Origin of the sequence: Sphingobium sp. ZW T5_29, from assembly GCF_044987515.1 — a bacterium.
GTDB lineage: Bacteria > Pseudomonadota > Alphaproteobacteria > Sphingomonadales > Sphingomonadaceae > Sphingobium.
The window spans coordinates 89,982-108,022 of record NZ_JBJDRM010000010.1 but is presented as its reverse complement, the minus strand read 5'-3'; the positions used below and the strand labels follow the sequence as shown (position 1 = coordinate 108,022).

General features: G+C 63.3%; 15 protein-coding genes. 13 read left to right on the top strand and 2 right to left on the bottom strand.

All coding sequences use genetic code 11. The features are described 5' to 3' along the window. The first annotated feature begins 7 nt into the window (after nt 1-7). From ACI3KQ_RS10360 to ACI3KQ_RS10320, 9 genes are read left to right on the top strand one after another with little or no spacing between them, the layout of a single operon-like run. A complete protein-coding gene (locus tag ACI3KQ_RS10360; RefSeq protein WP_404957299.1) occupies nt 8-619 on the top strand; it encodes an NADH-quinone oxidoreductase subunit J in 612 nt (203 codons plus the stop codon). Next, nucleotides 616-921, top strand: coding sequence for an NADH-quinone oxidoreductase subunit NuoK (nuoK, locus tag ACI3KQ_RS10355; protein WP_004211745.1), 306 nt, complete (start codon nt 616-618; stop codon nt 919-921). The genes ACI3KQ_RS10360 and nuoK overlap by 4 nt, the downstream gene beginning before the upstream one ends. A gap of 6 nt (nt 922-927) precedes the next feature. Continuing rightward, nucleotides 928-2,973: an NADH-quinone oxidoreductase subunit L gene (nuoL, locus tag ACI3KQ_RS10350; protein ID WP_404957295.1), complete on the top strand. Its 2,046-nt coding sequence runs from the start codon at nt 928-930 to the stop codon at nt 2,971-2,973. Beyond that, nucleotides 2,973-4,547, top strand: coding sequence for an NADH-quinone oxidoreductase subunit M (locus ACI3KQ_RS10345; RefSeq protein WP_404957293.1), 1,575 nt, complete (start codon nt 2,973-2,975; stop codon nt 4,545-4,547). The genes nuoL and ACI3KQ_RS10345 overlap by 1 nt, the downstream gene beginning before the upstream one ends. Further along, on the top strand, nt 4,547-5,983 hold the full coding sequence (gene nuoN, locus ACI3KQ_RS10340) for an NADH-quinone oxidoreductase subunit NuoN (RefSeq protein ID WP_404957291.1): 1,437 nt from the start codon (nt 4,547-4,549) through the stop codon (nt 5,981-5,983). The genes ACI3KQ_RS10345 and nuoN overlap by 1 nt, the downstream gene beginning before the upstream one ends. 5 nt (nt 5,984-5,988) lie before the next feature. Then, nucleotides 5,989-6,687, top strand: coding sequence for a biotin--[acetyl-CoA-carboxylase] ligase (locus tag ACI3KQ_RS10335; RefSeq protein WP_404957419.1), 699 nt, complete (start codon nt 5,989-5,991; stop codon nt 6,685-6,687). Between the two features lie 15 nt (nt 6,688-6,702). Next, nucleotides 6,703-7,482, top strand: a complete 780-nt coding sequence (locus ACI3KQ_RS10330) for a type III pantothenate kinase (RefSeq protein WP_404957289.1) — start codon at nt 6,703-6,705, stop codon at nt 7,480-7,482. Beyond that, a complete protein-coding gene (locus ACI3KQ_RS10325) occupies nt 7,482-9,119 on the top strand; it encodes a ribonuclease J (protein WP_404957287.1) in 1,638 nt (545 codons plus the stop codon). The genes ACI3KQ_RS10330 and ACI3KQ_RS10325 overlap by 1 nt, the downstream gene beginning before the upstream one ends. A gap of 9 nt (nt 9,120-9,128) precedes the next feature. Then, nucleotides 9,129-9,389 (top strand): DUF1467 family protein, encoded by a 261-nt coding sequence (locus ACI3KQ_RS10320; protein WP_404957285.1) that lies wholly within the window; start codon nt 9,129-9,131, stop codon nt 9,387-9,389. 292 nt (nt 9,390-9,681) lie between these two features. Here the strand turns inward: ACI3KQ_RS10320 and ACI3KQ_RS10315 are convergent. Further along, nucleotides 9,682-10,742 (bottom strand): IS630 family transposase gene (locus ACI3KQ_RS10315; RefSeq protein ID WP_404957283.1). Its coding sequence is split into 2 segments (ribosomal slippage): nt 9,682-10,250 and nt 10,250-10,742, totalling 1,062 coding nucleotides; the frame shifts between segments, so codons are not numbered across the junction. A 160-nt stretch (nt 10,743-10,902) separates the two neighbouring features. Beyond that, nucleotides 10,903-13,575, bottom strand: a complete 2,673-nt coding sequence (locus ACI3KQ_RS10310; protein ID WP_404957281.1) for a hypothetical protein — start codon at nt 13,573-13,575, stop codon at nt 10,903-10,905. Nucleotides 13,576-13,654: 79 nt separating this feature from the next. Here ACI3KQ_RS10310 and ACI3KQ_RS10305 point away from each other — a divergent pair, with 79 nt between their 5' ends. The 4 genes from ACI3KQ_RS10305 (at nt 13,655) to ACI3KQ_RS10290 (ending at nt 17,723) form a co-directional block, all read left to right on the top strand. Continuing rightward, the gene (locus ACI3KQ_RS10305) at nt 13,655-13,957 is read left to right on the top strand and encodes an Hpt domain-containing protein (protein ID WP_404957279.1); all 303 of its coding nucleotides are present in this window, start codon (nt 13,655-13,657) and stop codon (nt 13,955-13,957) included. Between the two features lie 77 nt (nt 13,958-14,034). Beyond that, nucleotides 14,035-15,201, top strand: a complete 1,167-nt coding sequence (locus tag ACI3KQ_RS10300; RefSeq protein WP_404957277.1) for a hypothetical protein — start codon at nt 14,035-14,037, stop codon at nt 15,199-15,201. 45 nt (nt 15,202-15,246) lie between these two features. Then, entirely contained in the window at nt 15,247-16,344 is a 1,098-nt protein-coding gene (locus ACI3KQ_RS10295) for a hypothetical protein (protein WP_404957417.1), read from the top strand. After that, nucleotides 16,341-17,723, top strand: a complete 1,383-nt coding sequence (locus ACI3KQ_RS10290; protein ID WP_404957275.1) for a sensor histidine kinase — start codon at nt 16,341-16,343, stop codon at nt 17,721-17,723. Before ACI3KQ_RS10295 ends, ACI3KQ_RS10290 begins: the two co-directional genes overlap by 4 nt. The last annotated feature ends 318 nt before the right edge of the window (nt 17,724-18,041 follow it).

Here is an 18,041-nt window from a genome sequence, read left to right as displayed (position 1 = left end):
TGGTCCTGTGATTCACGTGCTTGCCTTTTATCTGTTCGCCACGCTGGTGGTGTGCAGCGGCGCGCTGACGATCCTGTCGCGCAACCCGGTCCATTCGGTGCTGTGGCTGATCATGGCGTTCTTCAACGCGGCGGGCCTCATGGTCCTGCTGGGCGCAGAGTTCATCGCGATGCTGCTGGTCATCGTCTATGTGGGCGCGGTGGCGGTGCTGTTCCTGTTCGTCGTCATGATGCTGGACATTGATTTTGCCGAGCTGCGCGCCGGTTTCGTGGATTATCTGCCCTTCGGCATGCTGATCGCGCTGGTGCTGCTCGCTGAAATCGTGCTGGGCATTGGCATCTGGAGCGCCGGGCCGATCGAACTGGCCCAGCGCGTCGCGCCGATGAACCCTGAGGTTTCCAACATCCAGGCCATCGGCACGCTACTGTACACGCGCTACATCTTCCTCTTCGAAGCGGCCGGGATCGTCCTGCTGGTGGCGATGATCGGTGCGATCGTGCTGACGCACCGGGCGCGTGGCGGCGTGAAGGGTCAGAATATCGGTCGGCAGAACCGCCGCCGTCCGCAGGACGCCGTGCGCAACGTCAATCAGCCCGTCGGGCAGGGGGTGCAGTTGTGATCGGCCTTCAACATTATATGGTGGTCAGCGCCATTCTGTTCGTGATGGGGGTGCTGGGCATCTTCATCAATCGCAAGAATGTCATCATCATCCTGATGGCGATCGAACTGATCCTGCTTAGCGTGAACATCAACCTTGTCGCCTTCAGCGCCTTCCTGGGCGATCTGGTAGGCCAGGTGTTCAGCATGTTCGTGCTGACCGTCGCGGCGGGAGAGGCGGCCATCGGCCTCGCCATCCTCGTCATCTATTTCCGTGGTCGCGGCACCATTGCCGTCGATGATGTCAACCGGATGAAGGGCTAAAGCTCGATGATCCAGCTTATCGTCCTTCTCCCGCTCATCGCGGCTGTCACCGCCGGTCTTGGCAACAAGGCGCTGGGCAACCTGCCCGCGAAGATCGTCACCACCGGCGCGCTGTTCATCAGCTGCGCATTGAGCTGGCCGATCTTCATCAGCTTCCTCACTGGCCATGCGGAAGCCTATGTGGTGCCAGCCTTCACCTGGATCCAGTCGGGCAGCTTTGACGCACAATGGGCGCTGCGCGTCGATGCGATGACGGCGGTCATGCTGGTGGTCATCACCAGCGTGTCCAGCCTCGTCCACCTCTATAGCTGGGGCTATATGGAGGAGGAGCCGGATCAGCCGCGCTTCTTCGCCTATCTGTCGCTTTTCACCTTCGCGATGCTGATGCTCGTGACGGCGAACAATCTGTTGCAGATGTTCTTTGGCTGGGAAGGCGTCGGCCTTGCTTCCTATCTGCTGATCGGCTTCTGGTTCCGTAAGCCGTCCGCCAATGCCGCCGCGATCAAGGCGTTCGTCGTCAATCGCGTCGGCGACCTTGGCTTCATGCTCGGCATTTTCGGCACCTATCTGGTGTTCGACACCATATCGATCCCGGAAATCCTGGAAGCCGCGCCCTCCATGGCGGGTTCGACCATCGGCTTCCTGGGCTACCGTTTCGACACGATGACCGTGCTCTGCCTGCTGCTGTTCATTGGCGCGATGGGCAAGTCGGCGCAGCTTGGCCTCCACACCTGGCTGCCGGACGCGATGGAAGGCCCGACCCCTGTGTCGGCGCTGATACACGCGGCGACCATGGTGACGGCGGGCGTATTCATGGTCTGCCGCCTGTCGCCGATGTTTGAGGTTTCACCGACGGCGTTGGGCTTCGTCACCTTCATCGGTGCCGCCACCTGCCTGTTCGCGGCGACGGTCGGCACGGTGCAGAACGACATCAAGCGCGTGATCGCCTATTCGACCTGTTCACAGCTTGGCTACATGTTCTTCGCGGCGGGCGTCGGCGCTTATGGCGCAGCGATGTTCCATCTCTTCACCCACGCCTTCTTCAAGGCGCTGCTGTTCCTGGGCGCAGGATCGGTCATCCATGCGATGCACCATGAACAGGACATGCGCTATTATGGCGGCCTGAGGAAAGAGATCCCGATCACCTTCTGGACGATGACGCTGGGGACGCTGGCCATCACTGGCGTCGGCCTGCCGCTCGCCGGGATCGGTTTTGCCGGCTTCTATTCAAAGGACGGCATATTGGAAGCGGCCTATGCTTCCGGTGGCGCGGGCGTTGGCGCGTTCCTGGTCGGCGTGTTCGCGGCGCTGCTTACCAGCTTCTACAGCTGGCGCCTTGTCTTCCTGACCTTCTTCGGCAAGCCGCGCTGGGCTGCGTCCGAACATATCCAGCATGCTATCCACGGCCATCATGAATCGCCGGATGAAGAAACGACCCATGATGATCATGCGGCCCATGACGATCATGGTCCTGCCGTAACGGGCACCGGCGGCTATCATCCGCACGAAAGCCCTTGGGTAATGCTGATCCCGCTGATCGTCCTCAGCCTGGGCGCGGTGTTTGCGGGCTTCATCTTCCACGACCAGTTCATCGGGGCCGAAGGCGGCGTCGAATTCTGGAAGGGGGCCTTGGCTTTCGACAGCCACCTGATGCATGCGGCGCACGAAGTGCCAGTGTGGGTCAAGTTCGCGCCGTTCACGGTGATGCTGACCGGCTTTGCGATTGCATGGCTCAGCTACATCAAGAACACCGACTGGCCGCAGCGTTTCGTTGCCGAATTCCGGGTGCTGTATCAGTTCCTGCTCAACAAATGGTATTTCGACGAACTGTATAACTTCCTGTTCGTCAAACCAGCCTTCGCCATCGGCCGCTTCTTCTGGAAATTCGGTGATGTCGGCTTCATCGACCGCTTCGGACCCAACGGGCTGGCGGCGCTGGTCGTGCAGGGCAACAAAGTCACCCGTCGGCTTCAATCCGGCTACCTCTACACTTACGCGCTGGTGATGCTGATCGGGCTCGCCGCGGCAGCAACCTGGGCGATGACACGATAATGGACGGCTTCCCCATTCTTTCCCTGATGATGGCAGTGCCGATGGCGGGGGCCATCGCCTGTCTCTATGCGGGTGCAAATCAGGCACGCTGGATCGCATTGCTGGCGACACTGGCCAACCTGGCGCTGGGTGCGCTGCTCTGGGCGAATTTCGACCAGTCGGCCGGTGCTGCGCAGTGGCAGTTTCAGGAATATGCGCCGATCTTCGGTCGATTTTCCTGGGCGTTGGGGATCGACGGCATCGCGCTCGTCCTGATCATGCTGACCGTGTTCCTGATGCCGATCTGCATCGGGGCCAGTTGGGAAGCGATCCAGAAGCGGGTCGGCGAATATATGGCGGCCTTCCTGTTCATGGAGGTGCTGATGATCGGCGTCTTCACGGCGCAGGATCTCTACCTCTTCTACGTGATGTTCGAAGCAGGCCTCATTCCGATGTATCTCATCATCGGCATCTGGGGCGGCGCGGATCGCATCTACGCCAGCTACAAATTTTTCCTCTACACGCTGTTCGGATCGGTGCTGATGCTGATCGCGATGATGTGGATGGTGCATGACGCTGGCACCACCGACATCCCGACGCTGATGGCCTATAATTTCGATCCGCAGGTGCAGATCTGGCTGTTCCTGGCCTTCTTCGCCAGCTTTGCAGTCAAAATGCCGATGTGGCCGGTCCACACCTGGCTGCCCGATGCGCACGTTCAGGCGCCGACCGCAGGGTCGGTCATTCTGGCAGGCGTGCTGCTGAAGATGGGCGGCTATGGCTTCATCCGCTTTTCGCTGCCGATGTTCCCGGAAGCCTCCGCCGAACTGGCTTGGCTGATCTGGGGTCTGTCGATGGTCGCGGTGGTTTACACCAGCCTCGTCGCGCTGGTGCAGACCGACATGAAGAAGCTGATTGCCTATTCGTCCGTCGCGCATATGGCGATCGTGACCGTGGGCCTGTTCGCCTTCAACCAGGCGGGTATCGAAGGCGCGATGATGGTCATGCTGGGCCACGGCCTGGTGTCGGGCGCGCTGTTCCTGTGCGTGGGCGTCATTTACGACCGACTGCATACGCGTGAAATCAACCGCTATGGCGGCCTGTCGATCAACATGCCGAAATATGCAGTGCTGTTCCTGCTGTTCACCATGGCGTCGGTCGGACTGCCGGGGACCAGCAATTTCGTGGGTGAATTCCTGGCGCTGATGGGCATCTATCAGGCGTCCAGCTGGGTCGCTTTGGTCTGCACGACGGGCATTATCCTGGGCGCGGCCTATATGCTCTATCTGTATCGCCGCATCTGCTATGGCGAACAGAAGAACGCAGACGCCGCCGCCATGCCCGACCTGTCGGTGCGCGAAATGGCGCTGCTGGCGCCCATCGCCGCCGCCGTGTTGTGGATGGGCATCTATCCCGAAAGCTTCCTTGCGCCGATGCGTTCGGACATCCGCGCGCTCGAAGCCCGCATAGCATCAGCCGCACCGGCGGGGGATTCCCGGATCAAGATGGGCCCAGCCCTCCCGTCCGCTGCCGCCCACCATACAGAAGACCATGCCGCCATGCCGTATGAACACGCGTCGGGGGAGGCGCACTGATGATTGATTCCGCTTCCCTTCTGGCGGTCATGCCGGAACTCGTCCTGACGGCGGGTGGCCTGATCCTGCTCATGATCGCGGCTTATGGCGGCGACGCCACAGCCCGCATCGTCAACTGGCTGTCGGTCCTCACATTGCTGGCCGCGGGCCTGACCTTGTCGGTATCGCTGGCGCACGGCCCGTCCGCCTTCGATGGACTGGTTCAGGCCGACGCCTTCTCCGTCTTTGCCAAGGCGCTTATTTATGGCGCTGCCGCTGCGGCGATCCTGCTGGCGCCGCGCTATTTCCTGACCGACGGCGTGCTCCGTCCCGAGTATCCTATCCTGATCCTGTTCAGCAGCGTCGGCATGGGCATGATGGTGTCGGCGGGCGACCTGCTGACGCTCTATGTCGGGTTGGAGATGCAGAGCCTCGCCGCCTATGTTCTCGCCAGCTTCATGCGGCAGGATGAACGCTCGTCCGAAGCAGGGCTCAAATATTTCGTGCTCGGATCGTTGGCGAGCGGCATCCTGCTTTATGGCACGTCGCTTCTCTACGGCTTCACCGGCAGCACCGGCTTTGAAGCTATCGCGATCGCATTGGGCGATGGCGTGTCGAAGGGTGAGCTGTTCGGCATGGTGTTCCTGCTGGCGGGCCTCGCGTTCAAGATGAGCGCGGTGCCGTTCCACATGTGGACCCCCGACGTGTACGAAGGCGCGCCGACCCCGGTCACCACCTTCTTCGGCAGCGCGCCTAAGGTCGCGGCCATGGCGCTGACCGTCCGCGTGGCGATTGAGGCGCTAGGCCCCGCAGGGCTCGACTGGCAGCAGATTGTGATCTTCGTGGCGCTCGCGTCGATCATCTTCGGCGCGGTCGCAGCGATCGGCCAGACCAATATCAAGCGCCTGATGGCCTATTCGTCGATCAACAATGTCGGCTTTGCGCTGATCGGCCTGGCGGCAGCCACGCCCGCCGGTGTCGCTGCGACGATGAGCTACATGGCCATTTATGTGATCATGACGGTCGGCGTATTTGCCTGCATCCTGCAAATGCGCGACGCCGAGGGCCGCCCCGTAGAGAGCATCGCCAGCCTCGCCGGACTGTCTCAATCGCGCAAGGGGCTGGCCGCCGCGCTGGCGATCTTCATGTTCTCCATGGCCGGCATCCCGCCGCTCTTCGGCTTCTGGGCGAAATTCCTGGTATTCGATGCGGCGGTGGCTTCGGGCCTGGCCGCGCTGGCCGCTTTTGGCATCGCGGCTTCCGTGATCGGCGCATATTATTATCTCAAGATCATCAAGACGATGTATTTCGATGAGCCTGCCGCCGCCTACGAAGCGCGCGGCGGCATGGTCGAAAATATCATCCTGACCGCCTGCGCCGTGGTGATGCTGATCGGCTACCTCCTCAATCCCGCGCTTGACCAAGCCAGCGCAGCGGCTGCGGCGTCGCTGTTCTGACCGATATCCGTTTCGTAGAGGAAACCGGCTCCACCAACGCCGACATGCTGGCGTTGGCGGAGCAGGGCGTCGCTGAAGGCACATGGCTGCGCGCGGCACGCCAGACGGGTGGCCGGGGGCGCATGGGGCGGTCCTGGGAGAGCCCGGCAGGCAATCTCCACTGTTCGACCCTGGTCCGGCTCCGCGCGGGCGATCCTCCTCCGCACAGTCTGGCGCTGGTGGCGGCCAATGCCGTCCATGCATTGGTGGCGCGCTTGTGCGAAGGGCAGGCCAGGATCAAATGGCCCAACGATGTGCTAATCGACGGCGCAAAAATCGCCGGGATCCTGCTGGAACGGTCCGGCGACGCGGTCGTGGTGGGGATCGGCGTCAACGTCGCGGGACATCCGGCGAACCTGGATCGGCCGGTAACCAGCCTGGCAGCGCAGAACGCCAAGGACGCGGACGCTGGCCAATTATTGCAGCGTCTGGCCGAACTCTTCGCCCACTGGCTGGCCATCTGGCGGGCGCAAGGGCTGGACCCGGTGCTGACCCACTGGCTGCTCAATGCCCATCCGACCGGCACGCCGATGTGCGTCGCACAGCCCGATGGACAAGTGATCGAAGGATCGTTCGATACGCTCGACCGGCAGGGGATGCTGATCCTCCGCTTGGAGAATGGCGAAGCGCGTGCCATTCATGCGGGCGATATATTTCTCATCTGAATCCGGGGAACGGCCATGCTTCTCGCGATCGACGCGGGCAACACCAATGTGGTTTTTGCGCTGTTGGACGGGCGGGATATCCGCGCGCGCTGGCGCATCGCGACCGACCCGCGCCGAACCGCCGACGAATATGCCGTGTGGTTGAACCAGCTGCTGATGCTGGAAGGCTATTCGATCGGCGACGTCGACGCGGTCATCATCGCGACAGTCGTGCCGAGGGCCCTGCACAATCTGCAGGTGCTGGCCGAAAAATATTTTAAGGTGACCGCCCTGGTCGCGGGGCAGGCCCCGGTCGAATGGGGCGTGGAACTGGACGTGGCAGAGCCAGCGTCGGTAGGCGCGGACCGGGTTGTCAACGCGATCGCCGCGCACCATCTGTATGAAGGCGACCTGATCGTCATCGATTTCGGCACGGCGACGACCTTTGACGTGGTCGATTATCAGGGAAGCTATAAGGGCGGCATCATCGCGCCGGGTATCAACCTGTCGCTCGACGCGCTGGTCACCGCCGCCGCCAAATTGCCCAAGATTGCGATTGCCCCGCCAGAGAACCGATCGGTTATCGGTCGAACGACGGAAGCGCAGATGCACATTGGCGTCTTTTGGGGCTATGTGGCGATGATGGAAGGGCTGGTCGCACGGATACGCGCCGAAATCGGTCGCCCGGCCAAAGTAATTTCGACGGGCGGCCTTGCCGCTCTTTTTGATGAGAATAGCGATATTTTCGATGCGATCGCGCCCGACCTGACGATCATGGGGCTGGCGCTGCTGCACGAACGGAGTTTGAAAGACTGATGACACCTGGAAATGAGCTGCTCTTCCTGGCCCTCGGCGGGTCGGGAGAGATCGGCATGAACGTCAATCTGTATGGCTGCCAGGGCAAGTGGGTGATGGTCGATCTGGGCCTCACCTTTGCCGACCCGGCCTATCCCGGCGTCGACCTGATCCTGCCCGACCTCAGCTTTATCGAGGAACGGCGCAAGGATCTGCTCGGCATCGTCCTGACCCACGGGCATGAGGATCATATCGGCGCCTTGCCCTATCTGGCGGCGGACCTTGGCGTGCCCCTCTACGCCACGCCCTTCACCGCTGGCCTGATCCGGCTGAAGCTGGAGGAGGAAGGGCTCAGCCGTGAGGTGAAGCTGCACGTCATCGAAAATGAGGGCAGCTTTGCGCTGGGGCCGTTCGGCTTCCGCTATGTGCCGCTGGCTCATTCCATTCCTGAAGGCAACGCCGTGCTCATCGACACGCCTTATGGACGGATATTCCATACCGGCGACTGGAAACTGGATGAAAGGCCGCTTCTGGGCCAGCCATCGACGCCGGAAGAATTGACGCAGATCGGCGACGAAGGCGTGCTGGCGCTGGTATGCGACAGCACCAATGTCTTCAATTCAGAGGCGAGCGGTTCCGAAGGCGACGTCCGCGAAGGGTTGATGCAGACCATCACCGCAGCCAAGGGACGCGTGCTGGTCACGACCTTCGCATCCAACGCGGCGCGTCTGCAGACTTTGGGAGAGGTGGCGAACGCCGCCGGTCGCAAGCTGTGCGTCGCGGGGCGGTCGCTCGACCGGATCATCTCGACGGCCAAGGCGGCGGGCTATCTCAAGGATTTTCCGCCGACCGTCGATTGGGACGACGTCATGGCGCTCCCCCATAATGAAGTGATGATCATCGCGACGGGCGGGCAGGGCGAAGCGCGCGCGGCGCTGTCGCGCATCGCGTTCGACAGCCACCCGATCAAGCTGAGCACGGGCGACACGGTCGTATTTTCGTCCAAGCAGATCCCCGGAAATGAAATCGCCATCGGCCGCATTCAGAACGCCTTGGCTACAAAGGGTATCCTGATGGTCACCGACCGCCAGGCAGAGGTGCATGTGTCCGGCCATCCTGGACGTCCCGAACTGGAGGCGATGTATCGCTGGATACGGCCGCAGATATTGCTGCCGGTGCATGGTGAACGGCGGCACATGGCCGAACAGGCGCGACTGGGCCTGACCAGCGGCGTTCCGCACGCAGTTGTCCAATCCAATGGCGATTTGCTGCGGCTGGCGCCCAATGGTCCTGAAATCATCGGTCAGGAAACGACCGGCAGGCTGGTCCTGGACGGCGACGTCATCCTGCCCGCTGACGGCACGACGATGAATGAGCGGCGCAAACTCGCCCTGCACGGGCAGATCAGCGTCGCCGTGGCGTTGGATGCGAAGGGCAGGGTGTTCGGAACGCCGGTCCTCAAAACCCAGGGCGTGCCGGTGGAAGAGGACAAGGCCGCGTTTCTGGAAGAAGCCGCCGACGAAGCCGCCGCCGCCGTGCCAAAGGGCCAGCCGGACGAAGAAGCCATGCGTGAACGGATCAGATTGGCGGTACGTCGCACGGCCACGCGCTGGACCGGCAAAAAGCCTGTGGTGGACGTGCTGCTCATTCGGCCCTAAGCCAGCGCCATGAACTGGTATGCCATCTTCGCCATTTACGTGCTGTTCTGGGTGATTTGCGCCTTTATCGTCCTGCCCTTCGGTATCAGGACGCCGGATGAAACCGGCGAAGTGATCATGAAGGGGCAGGCGGACAGCGCGCCCAGCAACTTCCGGCCGGGCACGGTCGCCCTCCGCGCGACCATTATGTCGGCCGTGCTGTTCGGCCTCTATTATGCCAACTATGTGCAGGGCTGGGTCACGCTGGATCGGTTCGTAAATCCTTCCTGATTTCGGCGGTGTAAGAGTATTCTTGCGGCATGAGGTGGGAAACGCACCAAGCTGCGGTTTTTACACCCCAATCGGTGGTAAACAGTGATCGGTTGGATCATCGTCAGCCGCGCTGGCGGTATTGCAACGAGCGTTAGATGGAAATCACTTTCCTCCGTTTGCCCTGAGCTTGTCGAAGGGCTCTACTTCTTCGGGCGCCACGCGTCAGAAGGAAAGCGAAGGGCTTCGACAAGCTCAGCCCGAACGGGTGATTGCGACTGACGCCGTCCACTCTAATACCAAGACTCTCTGATCAGAACCTGTGCGCCCATTGGCGAAGTCCGATTGTCATGATGCGCCAGGGCTGATCAATGAGGCTGTTCCAGGCGAAGCAGCAATGGTCGACGATATTGTCGTATGAGGAGAAGATTCGGTTCGAGAGCCAGTTGTCGCGCATAAACTGCCAAAGATTTTCGACAGGGTTCAACTCCGGGCATTTGGGCGGCAACGGCAGCAATGTGATATTGGCGGGGATCGTCAATGCGCCGGACATATGCCACCCGGCCTGATCGAGCATGAGGACGGCATGGGCCCCCGGCGCCACCTGGCTGCTGATCTCGGCCAGATGCATGCCCATCGCCTCACTGTTGCAATGGGGCATGACAAGGCCCGCGCCTTTCCCTTCAGCCGGACAGATGGCGCCAAAGATCCAGGCTGATGCCCGACGCAGATCGCGAGGCGCTATTGGTCTGGTTCCCCGTTTGGCCCAGCGCCGGGTGAGTTTGGTCTGCTGGCCGATCCGGGCTTCGTCCTGCCACCACAGCTCTACGGGCGTGCCTTTGGGGAGGGTTTTGCGGATTTGCGCCAGACGGGCGGGGAAGTCTTTTTAAAAATGGCAATATTCGCGAGGTCCTGCGCGTGATGGCGCGGGCGAGCCGAGAGCTTGCGGTAGCCCATGGTCCGCAGTTCATGTCCCAGCGCCTGCTTGCTGATCGAGACATTGAACTCGTCCCATAGCCACTGGCACAAATCAATAATGCGCCAACGCACAACGCCATGGATGGCGGGGGTCGGCCCTGTATCAATGATCTCCTCCAAGGCGCGGCGGTGCCTGTCATTGAGGATCGGAGTCGGCCCTGGCGCCTTGCGGGTCATCAACCCGTCGGGGCCCTCAGCGTTAAAGCGAACGACCCAATCCCGCACAATCTGACGCGTCACCCCGCCGACAAGGGCCGCATCGCTGCGGCTGCGCCCGTCCAGGATCGTCGCTATTGCCAATAATCGGCGCACTTGCGCCCCGTTCTTGCAGCGCCGCGCTACGGCACGAACATCGCCTGCGCTGAAATCTCCACGGAGCTTGATCGGAACAGACATCGCAAACCTCCCACAGTCTGCGATGTTGAATCACGTGATAGCGTCTTTGGAAAGGCCCAACGAGTCAGATCCCACAAGCCTTGGTATAAGTCACATTTCCTCTTCCGCTTCAGCCCCTTGATTGGGCTTCTCCACGGGTCACCCGCGTCCGCACCCGCTATTACTGGCGCAGCCGCTCGATAGCCTGTGCCAGCGCGACATACAGCTTGCCCATGTCGGACGAAAGAATCGCAACGCCCAGCGCGTTGCCGTCGCGCGCCGACAAGATGATCCGCAGCATCGATTCAAAATCATGGATGTACCGGTTCACATGATCCTGGAATTCCAGGTCATTGTCATAGTGCAGCGCGATTTCGCGGGATTCGCCCGCGTCCAGCAGCCTGACGGCCCGGCGGGTGAAAACGCCCCGGTCGCCCTTCAGATAGGATGACCAGGCCGAATCCGTCACATCGTTGGACAATATCTTGGTGACGTCGATCGCGGTGCTGTTGAGCGATTCGATCAACAATGCGGCGCGGCGGGCGAAATGGTCGCGATCCCGTTCTTCCGACGCGCGTTCGGCCTCGTCGATCCGTGACTGCACCGTGGCGCTGGCGTCGGCAATCGTCAACAACTGGCGGGTCAGCCGATCGGACGCCTGATGCGCGGCCTTGACCGCCTCTTCGGCGACCCGTGCCACCATCTCGATCTGAGCCGTCACCTTGTCGTCGATGGCGCGGCGCAGCGCCTCTTCGCTGGCATCGGCCAGCGATTGGGCGGCGTCCGGTATCGCCCGGCTCAGCGCCTGCCTTGCCCGTTCGGCGGCCTGGTCGGCGGTATCCTTGACCCGCAGCAATGCGGTCACCAGCAGCGGCCCTGCGCCTTCGGTAATACGTGTCGCATCCTGATGCGCATTGTCGAGCGCGGTGCGCAGCTTTTCCACCAGTTCGCGGTTGGCCTCCACGCCGCTCTGCGTGCTTTCCAGCCACTCGGTAAGCCGACGACCCTGACCGCGCAGCAGCTCTTCGGCTTCCTGCGCACGACCCGTCAGCGATTCCGAAATCGCCTCCAGCCGTTCCAGTTCGGGGGCTGCGCTTTCCAGCAGGGTGCGGCTGGTTTCGATCCGGGCGTCGAACCGCTCCAGCGCCGCCGGGAAGGTTTCGTCCAGTTCGCGGACGCTGGAATCCAGCGCGACCAGCAGCGTTTCGGCGGACCCGATCAGCTTTTCGGCGGTCACGCCACCCGCGGCCAGCGAACTGTCTATCCGTTGCGTCTCCGCCGTCAGGCGGCTCAGCGCGTCGGTCAGCCGTTCGTTACGCGACAGGGCGGCGTCTTCAAGAGCGGCAAAACGCGCCTGGGCGCTATCGATCGATTCGCCCAATGTCGCCTGCAGCCCGGCCACCAGCGTCCTTTGGCCTTCGACCAGATCGTTGATCTGGTGAAGGCGGCCCTCGATCTCACCCATATGATCGGACAGGCCGGACATGGTTTCGTCGCTGATGCTGTCGATGCTTGAACGCGAACGAACGATAAGGGCATCGACGGCTTCCGCCTGCCGGATCAGGCCGTCATCGGTCGCCGCCATCCCTTCGCGCGCGCGGGCAAGGGCCGCGTCGATACGGTCGCGATACTCCGCTTCGATCCGTTCGGCGTCCTGCGCCAGCGCGGCGACGGCGTTCTGGCTGGTGGCCGAAATTCCCGCCTGCGCGGTTTCGACCAGCGATCGGAGCGCGCCTGCCTGCGTGGTCAGCTCCTGGTCGGCGCTCGCCATGACATCGCGGGCATGGGCCAGCGCGGTTTCCAGGCGCTGCCGCACATCGGCTTCCGCCGTTTCCAGCTTCTCGGTCAGCAATGTCGCGGCGGCCTCGGTTGTTTCGGCCAGATTGTCTCTGGTCCGTCCCATCAGCGCGTCGATCATCGCCGCCTTCTGATCCAGATTCTGCCAGCTTTCCTCCATTGCCTTGCGCGCGCTCTGCGCCGTGGCGTCGATACGCCCGGACGCGACATCGGCCAGGCCGTTGACCTCTTCATTGGCGGAATGGGTCGCTTCGCGCAGCTGATTGATCTGGGTCGACAGGCTCTTGGTCGCCGACAGGGTCCGCGCGCGTGCATCATCCGACAGTTCGCCGATCGCGTGCAGACGGGCTTCGAGCATGTCGATCCGTTCGGCGAGCGCGTGGCCATTGTCGTTGATCTGGGCGGCCATGCGGATGGCGCGCTCCTCCAGGTCGGGCATGGACGCGATCAGGGCGTCCATCTTCGCGGCCAACGCCATGCCAGCGCGCTCGGCGGCCTCCGCCTTTTCCGTGGTGCTGTTCGCCCGGCTGGCGATCAGTTCCGCCGACGCTTCCATATTGCTGCTGGCGGCTGCGCCATAGCTGTCCAGCAGCTCCGCCTGATCCTGCATCGCTTGCCGCGCGCTGGTCAGTTGCCCGTTGATCCGCGCCAGCCGCAGCTCCAGCATTTCCGCCTCGGTGCGCAGGGCGCGGGCGGTGTTCAGGTAGCGGCGCGATTCGGCGCGACTGTTGCGGGTCAGGACAAGGTAGCACACGCCCAGCAGCACGATGGGAACCAATATCGTCGCCACCATGCCCGGCCACGCGGCGGGCCCAGCGCGCCATTGTCCCGAAATCGCGGTGGCCCAGCCTGCAAAGCCCAGCCACAGCAGGCCCATCGCCGCAAATGCCAGCCCGGTTCGCCGGGCAGCGCGCTCATCCTTCGCGCTGGCCTCGCTTTCCGCTTCCAGGTCCTGGAGGATCTGCCTTGATTGCAGATCATCCCCCGCCCGCGACTCGCTTGCGGTCGCGATACTCTTGTTTCGCCAGAATTCGACGATTGTGCTGCCCCCGGTCATGGACCCATCCTATCATCTTTTCAGCGCAACAAAATGCCCTGTTACCAAAACTTAACGCAAGCCAGATAGCGTTGACCCCATGTCCTATGATCCTGGCGCCCTGAATGCCGCACTTGCCGCTGCTGTCGGCGAAGATATCGCACTGATCGCAGACCTGCGTGTGGCCTTTCTGGAAAGCGCCGATCGCCAACTGGACCTGCTCAGCCGCGCCCGTTGCGATGCGAATTGGGAACTGGCCGCCTGGCGGCTGAAGGGGCTGGCGGCCAGTTTCGGGCTGACCAGCCTGATGGCGATAGCCGACGAAGCAGCCAGCAGCGCGCCGGGCGATCCACGCATTTTGCGCCAGATACGCATGACGCTGGACCGGCTTCGCAACGGCTGACGCGCAGCGCGCTTGCACGAACGCTTCCTCCTTGCGAAAAGGCGGACCTTACAAAAACGGGTCGGTTCCATCGCAGCATGACATTTGCGGCTATTCTCAGCGCCAGCCGGACGTCTGGCGACCCCAGCGGGTCGTTGCGCGCCAGCCTGCTTTTCGCGGGCCAGACGCTGGTCGAATATCAGGCGCGGCAGGCGGCGCGGGCGGGCGCGGACAGGATCATGATCCTGGTCAGCGTGATCACGCCTGCCTTGTCGCAGGCCGTCGACCGGCTGAGTGCGGACGGCATTCCCGTCGCTCTGGTCCGCGACATGGTGTCGATGGTGCGCGATGCCCCGCGCGATACCGATGTCCTGCTGGTCGCGGACGGCATCATCGTCGCCCAAAGCCATTTCGAATCCATCGCCGATCAACAGGGCAACGCCCTGCTGGTGACCGACGACAGCCGTGCCAGCGCGCCGTTCGAACGGATCGACGCGGGGCAGCGCTGGGCCGGCCTGGCGCGAATCAGCCCCGACCTCCTGTTCGGGACGCTCGACATGATCGGCGACTGGGACCTGTCGCTGACCCTGGTTCGCGCCGCCGTGCAGAGCGGCGCCCGCCGCGTGACCGTGCCGCAGGACGATCTGCTGACGGGCCGCGTCGCCCTGGTCGAAACGCAGGGCCAGGCCGACGTCGCGGCGCAAAGCGTCATGTCGTCGGGATCGCGCACCACGCGGGTGAGGGGCGGGGCCGAACATTATCTGCTTGCCCCGCTCGCCCGGCTGGCCAGCCCCGCCCTGATGCGGACGCAGGTCCCCGCGACCCAGGTGCGGATTGCCGGGATGGCGCTGGGCGCGATTGCGCTCGTGCCGGTGGAGTTGCTCTGGCCCGCGACCGGCTTTGTCCTGTTGTTGCTGGCGTTGCTACTGGCCGAAATCGCCGACCGCCTGGACGAACTAGCGCTGCGGTCGCCGCCGGGGGGATGGACCGCCTTTGTCGCGCCCTTCTTTGCCGTCGGCGGTATTTCGCTGGCCGGGGCGGGCGTCATCGCCACATGCTTGGCGCTGCTGCTCGCCATCATTCAGGTCGCCGACCGGTGGCGCAGGACCGGATCGGCCCGGCCATGGATGATCTTCACGCCAGCGACGGCCCTGCTGGTCCTGCTGCTGACCACCATGGTGGGGGCATTTTCGCTGGGCTATGTCGTGTCGATGCTGTGCGCGATAGCGTCGGTGGGCGCCATCATCCTGCTGAAACGCGACTGAAAAAATTCCTTCTCAGGGTTTAGTGCATTTTAAGGACGCGTGGCTATGCTGCCCGGCATGAGCGCCTTTTCGTTCCCTTCCGGGCCTATGGTGACGGACATCTGGCCCATGGCGCGAGTCATGGCGGGCATGTCCGCCGTACCTGTCGGCCATGCCATTGATCTGGCCTTTTTCTTTCCCGACGCGGAAAGGGAGCGGCACGATGCCCTGATCGCGGAAACGCGTCGGCATCTGGGCGCATGCCTGACCGGCATAGAGGCCGCCCTGCGAATCGCGCTGAGCGACCGCCCGGAAATTGCCGCTGTCCTCGCACAGCATCCCGACGCCATATGCTGGCCCACCGTCTGCGCTCAACCCACTCTGCTGGGTCCCGCATTGCTCGCCCATATGCAGATGCGCGCGGGCGTCACACTGATGCTGCGCCAGTTCGGCCAGCCGGACGGGCAGTTCGATGAAGCGGAAGCGGACGCCTTGCTGTCAACCGGCGACCCGGCCGTCAATGAAACGCTCGCCGCGCTGGCCGTGGCCGAAGGACGCTGGCTCGCCGTCGGGGCGGAGGATGATCCGATGTCCGCCGACCTGCCCGTCGAACATTTCGCCGAACTGCTGTGGACCGCCGCCGCCTGCATGGCTGCAGTCGTGCAACGCGCGGGCGCCCACGAAGCGGAAACGATCCTGCCCCTGTTCGAAAGGGCCGGCCACAATCTGCTCGCCACACATGACGAAGCAAAGGGGCCGATCGCCATCGCCGCCCGGCTGGTGCGCCAATTGGGCGAGCGCGCCGATGCCGCCGACCTGCTGGGCGCAGCGCTGGGGCAACGCCGCTTCCTCCTGTTCGCGGCCCTCGCGGCGCGGCGGCTGGGGATGGATTGCGCCCATGTCGCCGACATCATGGTGCTGGGCGCGGTCAGCGAACTGGCGTCCCTGTGCCGCGCCTTGGGCGGATCGGATGTGGACTATCGCCTTTTGTTGCTCGCCCTGCGGCCCGTGCGCCCCTCGCTGTCGGACGCAGCCATCATTGGAGAGGCCGACCGCTATCAGGCCCTGACCGAAGCGCAAGCCGACGCGGCGGTCAGCGCGCTACGGGTCCCCGCCGCGTTGCGCGCCAAGTTCGAACATCTGCACCGGGTCGCATTGCGATGAATATGTCAGCCCATCCCGCCGTCGTGCGCGCGATGGTGGCGGCCAACGGCCTGCTGCTCAGCGCCGACCCGCCACTATTGGCCCTGCAAAGGGAGGCCGGGGCCGATGTCGGGGCGCTGCTCGCCATCCCCCAGCTTGCGGGCATCGTGCGGCTGTCCCTGCGTCTGGGCGTCACCATATCCCGGCCCGTCACCGCCGCCGCCGAACGGGGCGACATCGACATGTGGGTGCGGGCCAAGCCCGAAGCGGACGGCGTGCAGATCAGCGTCATCGAATGGAGTGAGCGGCCCGCCGCCATCATGCCCGTCGACAATATCCGCCGCGAAGCCGACATCGCCGCCGTTGCGGAGGGGTGGACCTGGCAGATCGACACCCAGTTGCGCTTCCAGATGGTGCTGGAAGGGCAGGGGCAGGAAAGCGCCTTGCCCACAGCCCAGCCCACGCCCGGCAGCGCCTTCACCAGCTATTTTCAGCTTCAGCCCGACGAAGATGGCGACCTCGCCATCCTGCGCGGCTTTGCGCAGCGGCGCGCGTTCCGGGACCAGGTCGCCACCTTAATCGCGGAACCCGAACGGCAGTTCAGCCTGTCCGGCTTTCCCATGTTCGACATTTCGGGCCAGCTATTGGGCTATCGTGGAAAGGCGTTCCCGGTCGACCGCGCCATCCTCGCCCCGCATGTGCCCCCTGCGCCGGGCGTCATCATCTATCCGGCGGAGTTCGGCAGGCGTCTCGACCGTTCGCTGCGCCAGCCGCTTGGCCGCATCATCGCCAACGCGGATTCGATCAATGCGCAGATCGATGGACCGCTGCGCCCCGACTATGCAGGCTATGCGACCGACATAGCGGCGGCGGGACGGCATCTGATGGCCCTGATCGACGATCTTGCCGACCTGCAAGCGATCGATCGACTGGACTTTACCGTAGCGACCGAAGACGTCGACCTTGCCGACATCGGACGCCGCGCCGCTGGCCTGTTCGTGGTCAAGGCGCTGGATCGCCAGATCCGCCTGATCGCACCAGACGCCCCACAGTCGGCGGTAGCCGCAGGCGAGTTTCGCCGCGCCTTGCAGATATTGATGAACCTCGTCGGCAATGCTGTGCGATACAGCCCCGACGGCACCGAAGTCCGCATCGATACCGGCGTCGAAGACGGTCGAGCATGGATCGCGGTGATGGATCAGGGCGCAGGCGTCCCCGCAGACAGCCGCGAACGCATCTTCAACAAGTTCGAACGGCTGGGCCGCAGCGATCCGGGCGGCAGTGGCCTGGGCCTATATATTTCCCGCAGACTGGCCCGCGCAATGGGCGGCGATATCGAAGTGGACGATGCCCCAGACGGCGGCGCACGCTTCACCCTGTTCTTGCCGGTCGCAGGCTGAAGCGGCGAGGGTTGTCCGCCCGATCACCCGAAGCCTGCCATCCCAGACCCGATCAAAAGCGGCCCCAAAATATCAGGTGAAAGCAGCCCCCAAACGGCAAAGCTGACCGAACGGCCGCAACCAATCCCGGCCCCAGAAGGATCACGCGCTCCCGCAAAAGATCACGTGCTCCTGCGCAGGCGGGAGCCCGGTCTTACCCTATAAACTGGACGCCTGTGTGCGCAGGAGTAGGACGGTCCCTCAATCCAGAGCAACCTGCAGATGGCAAAACTGAATGAGCGGGGGGGTGATCATTTTTGGCCGTCAGCGGACTGTCTG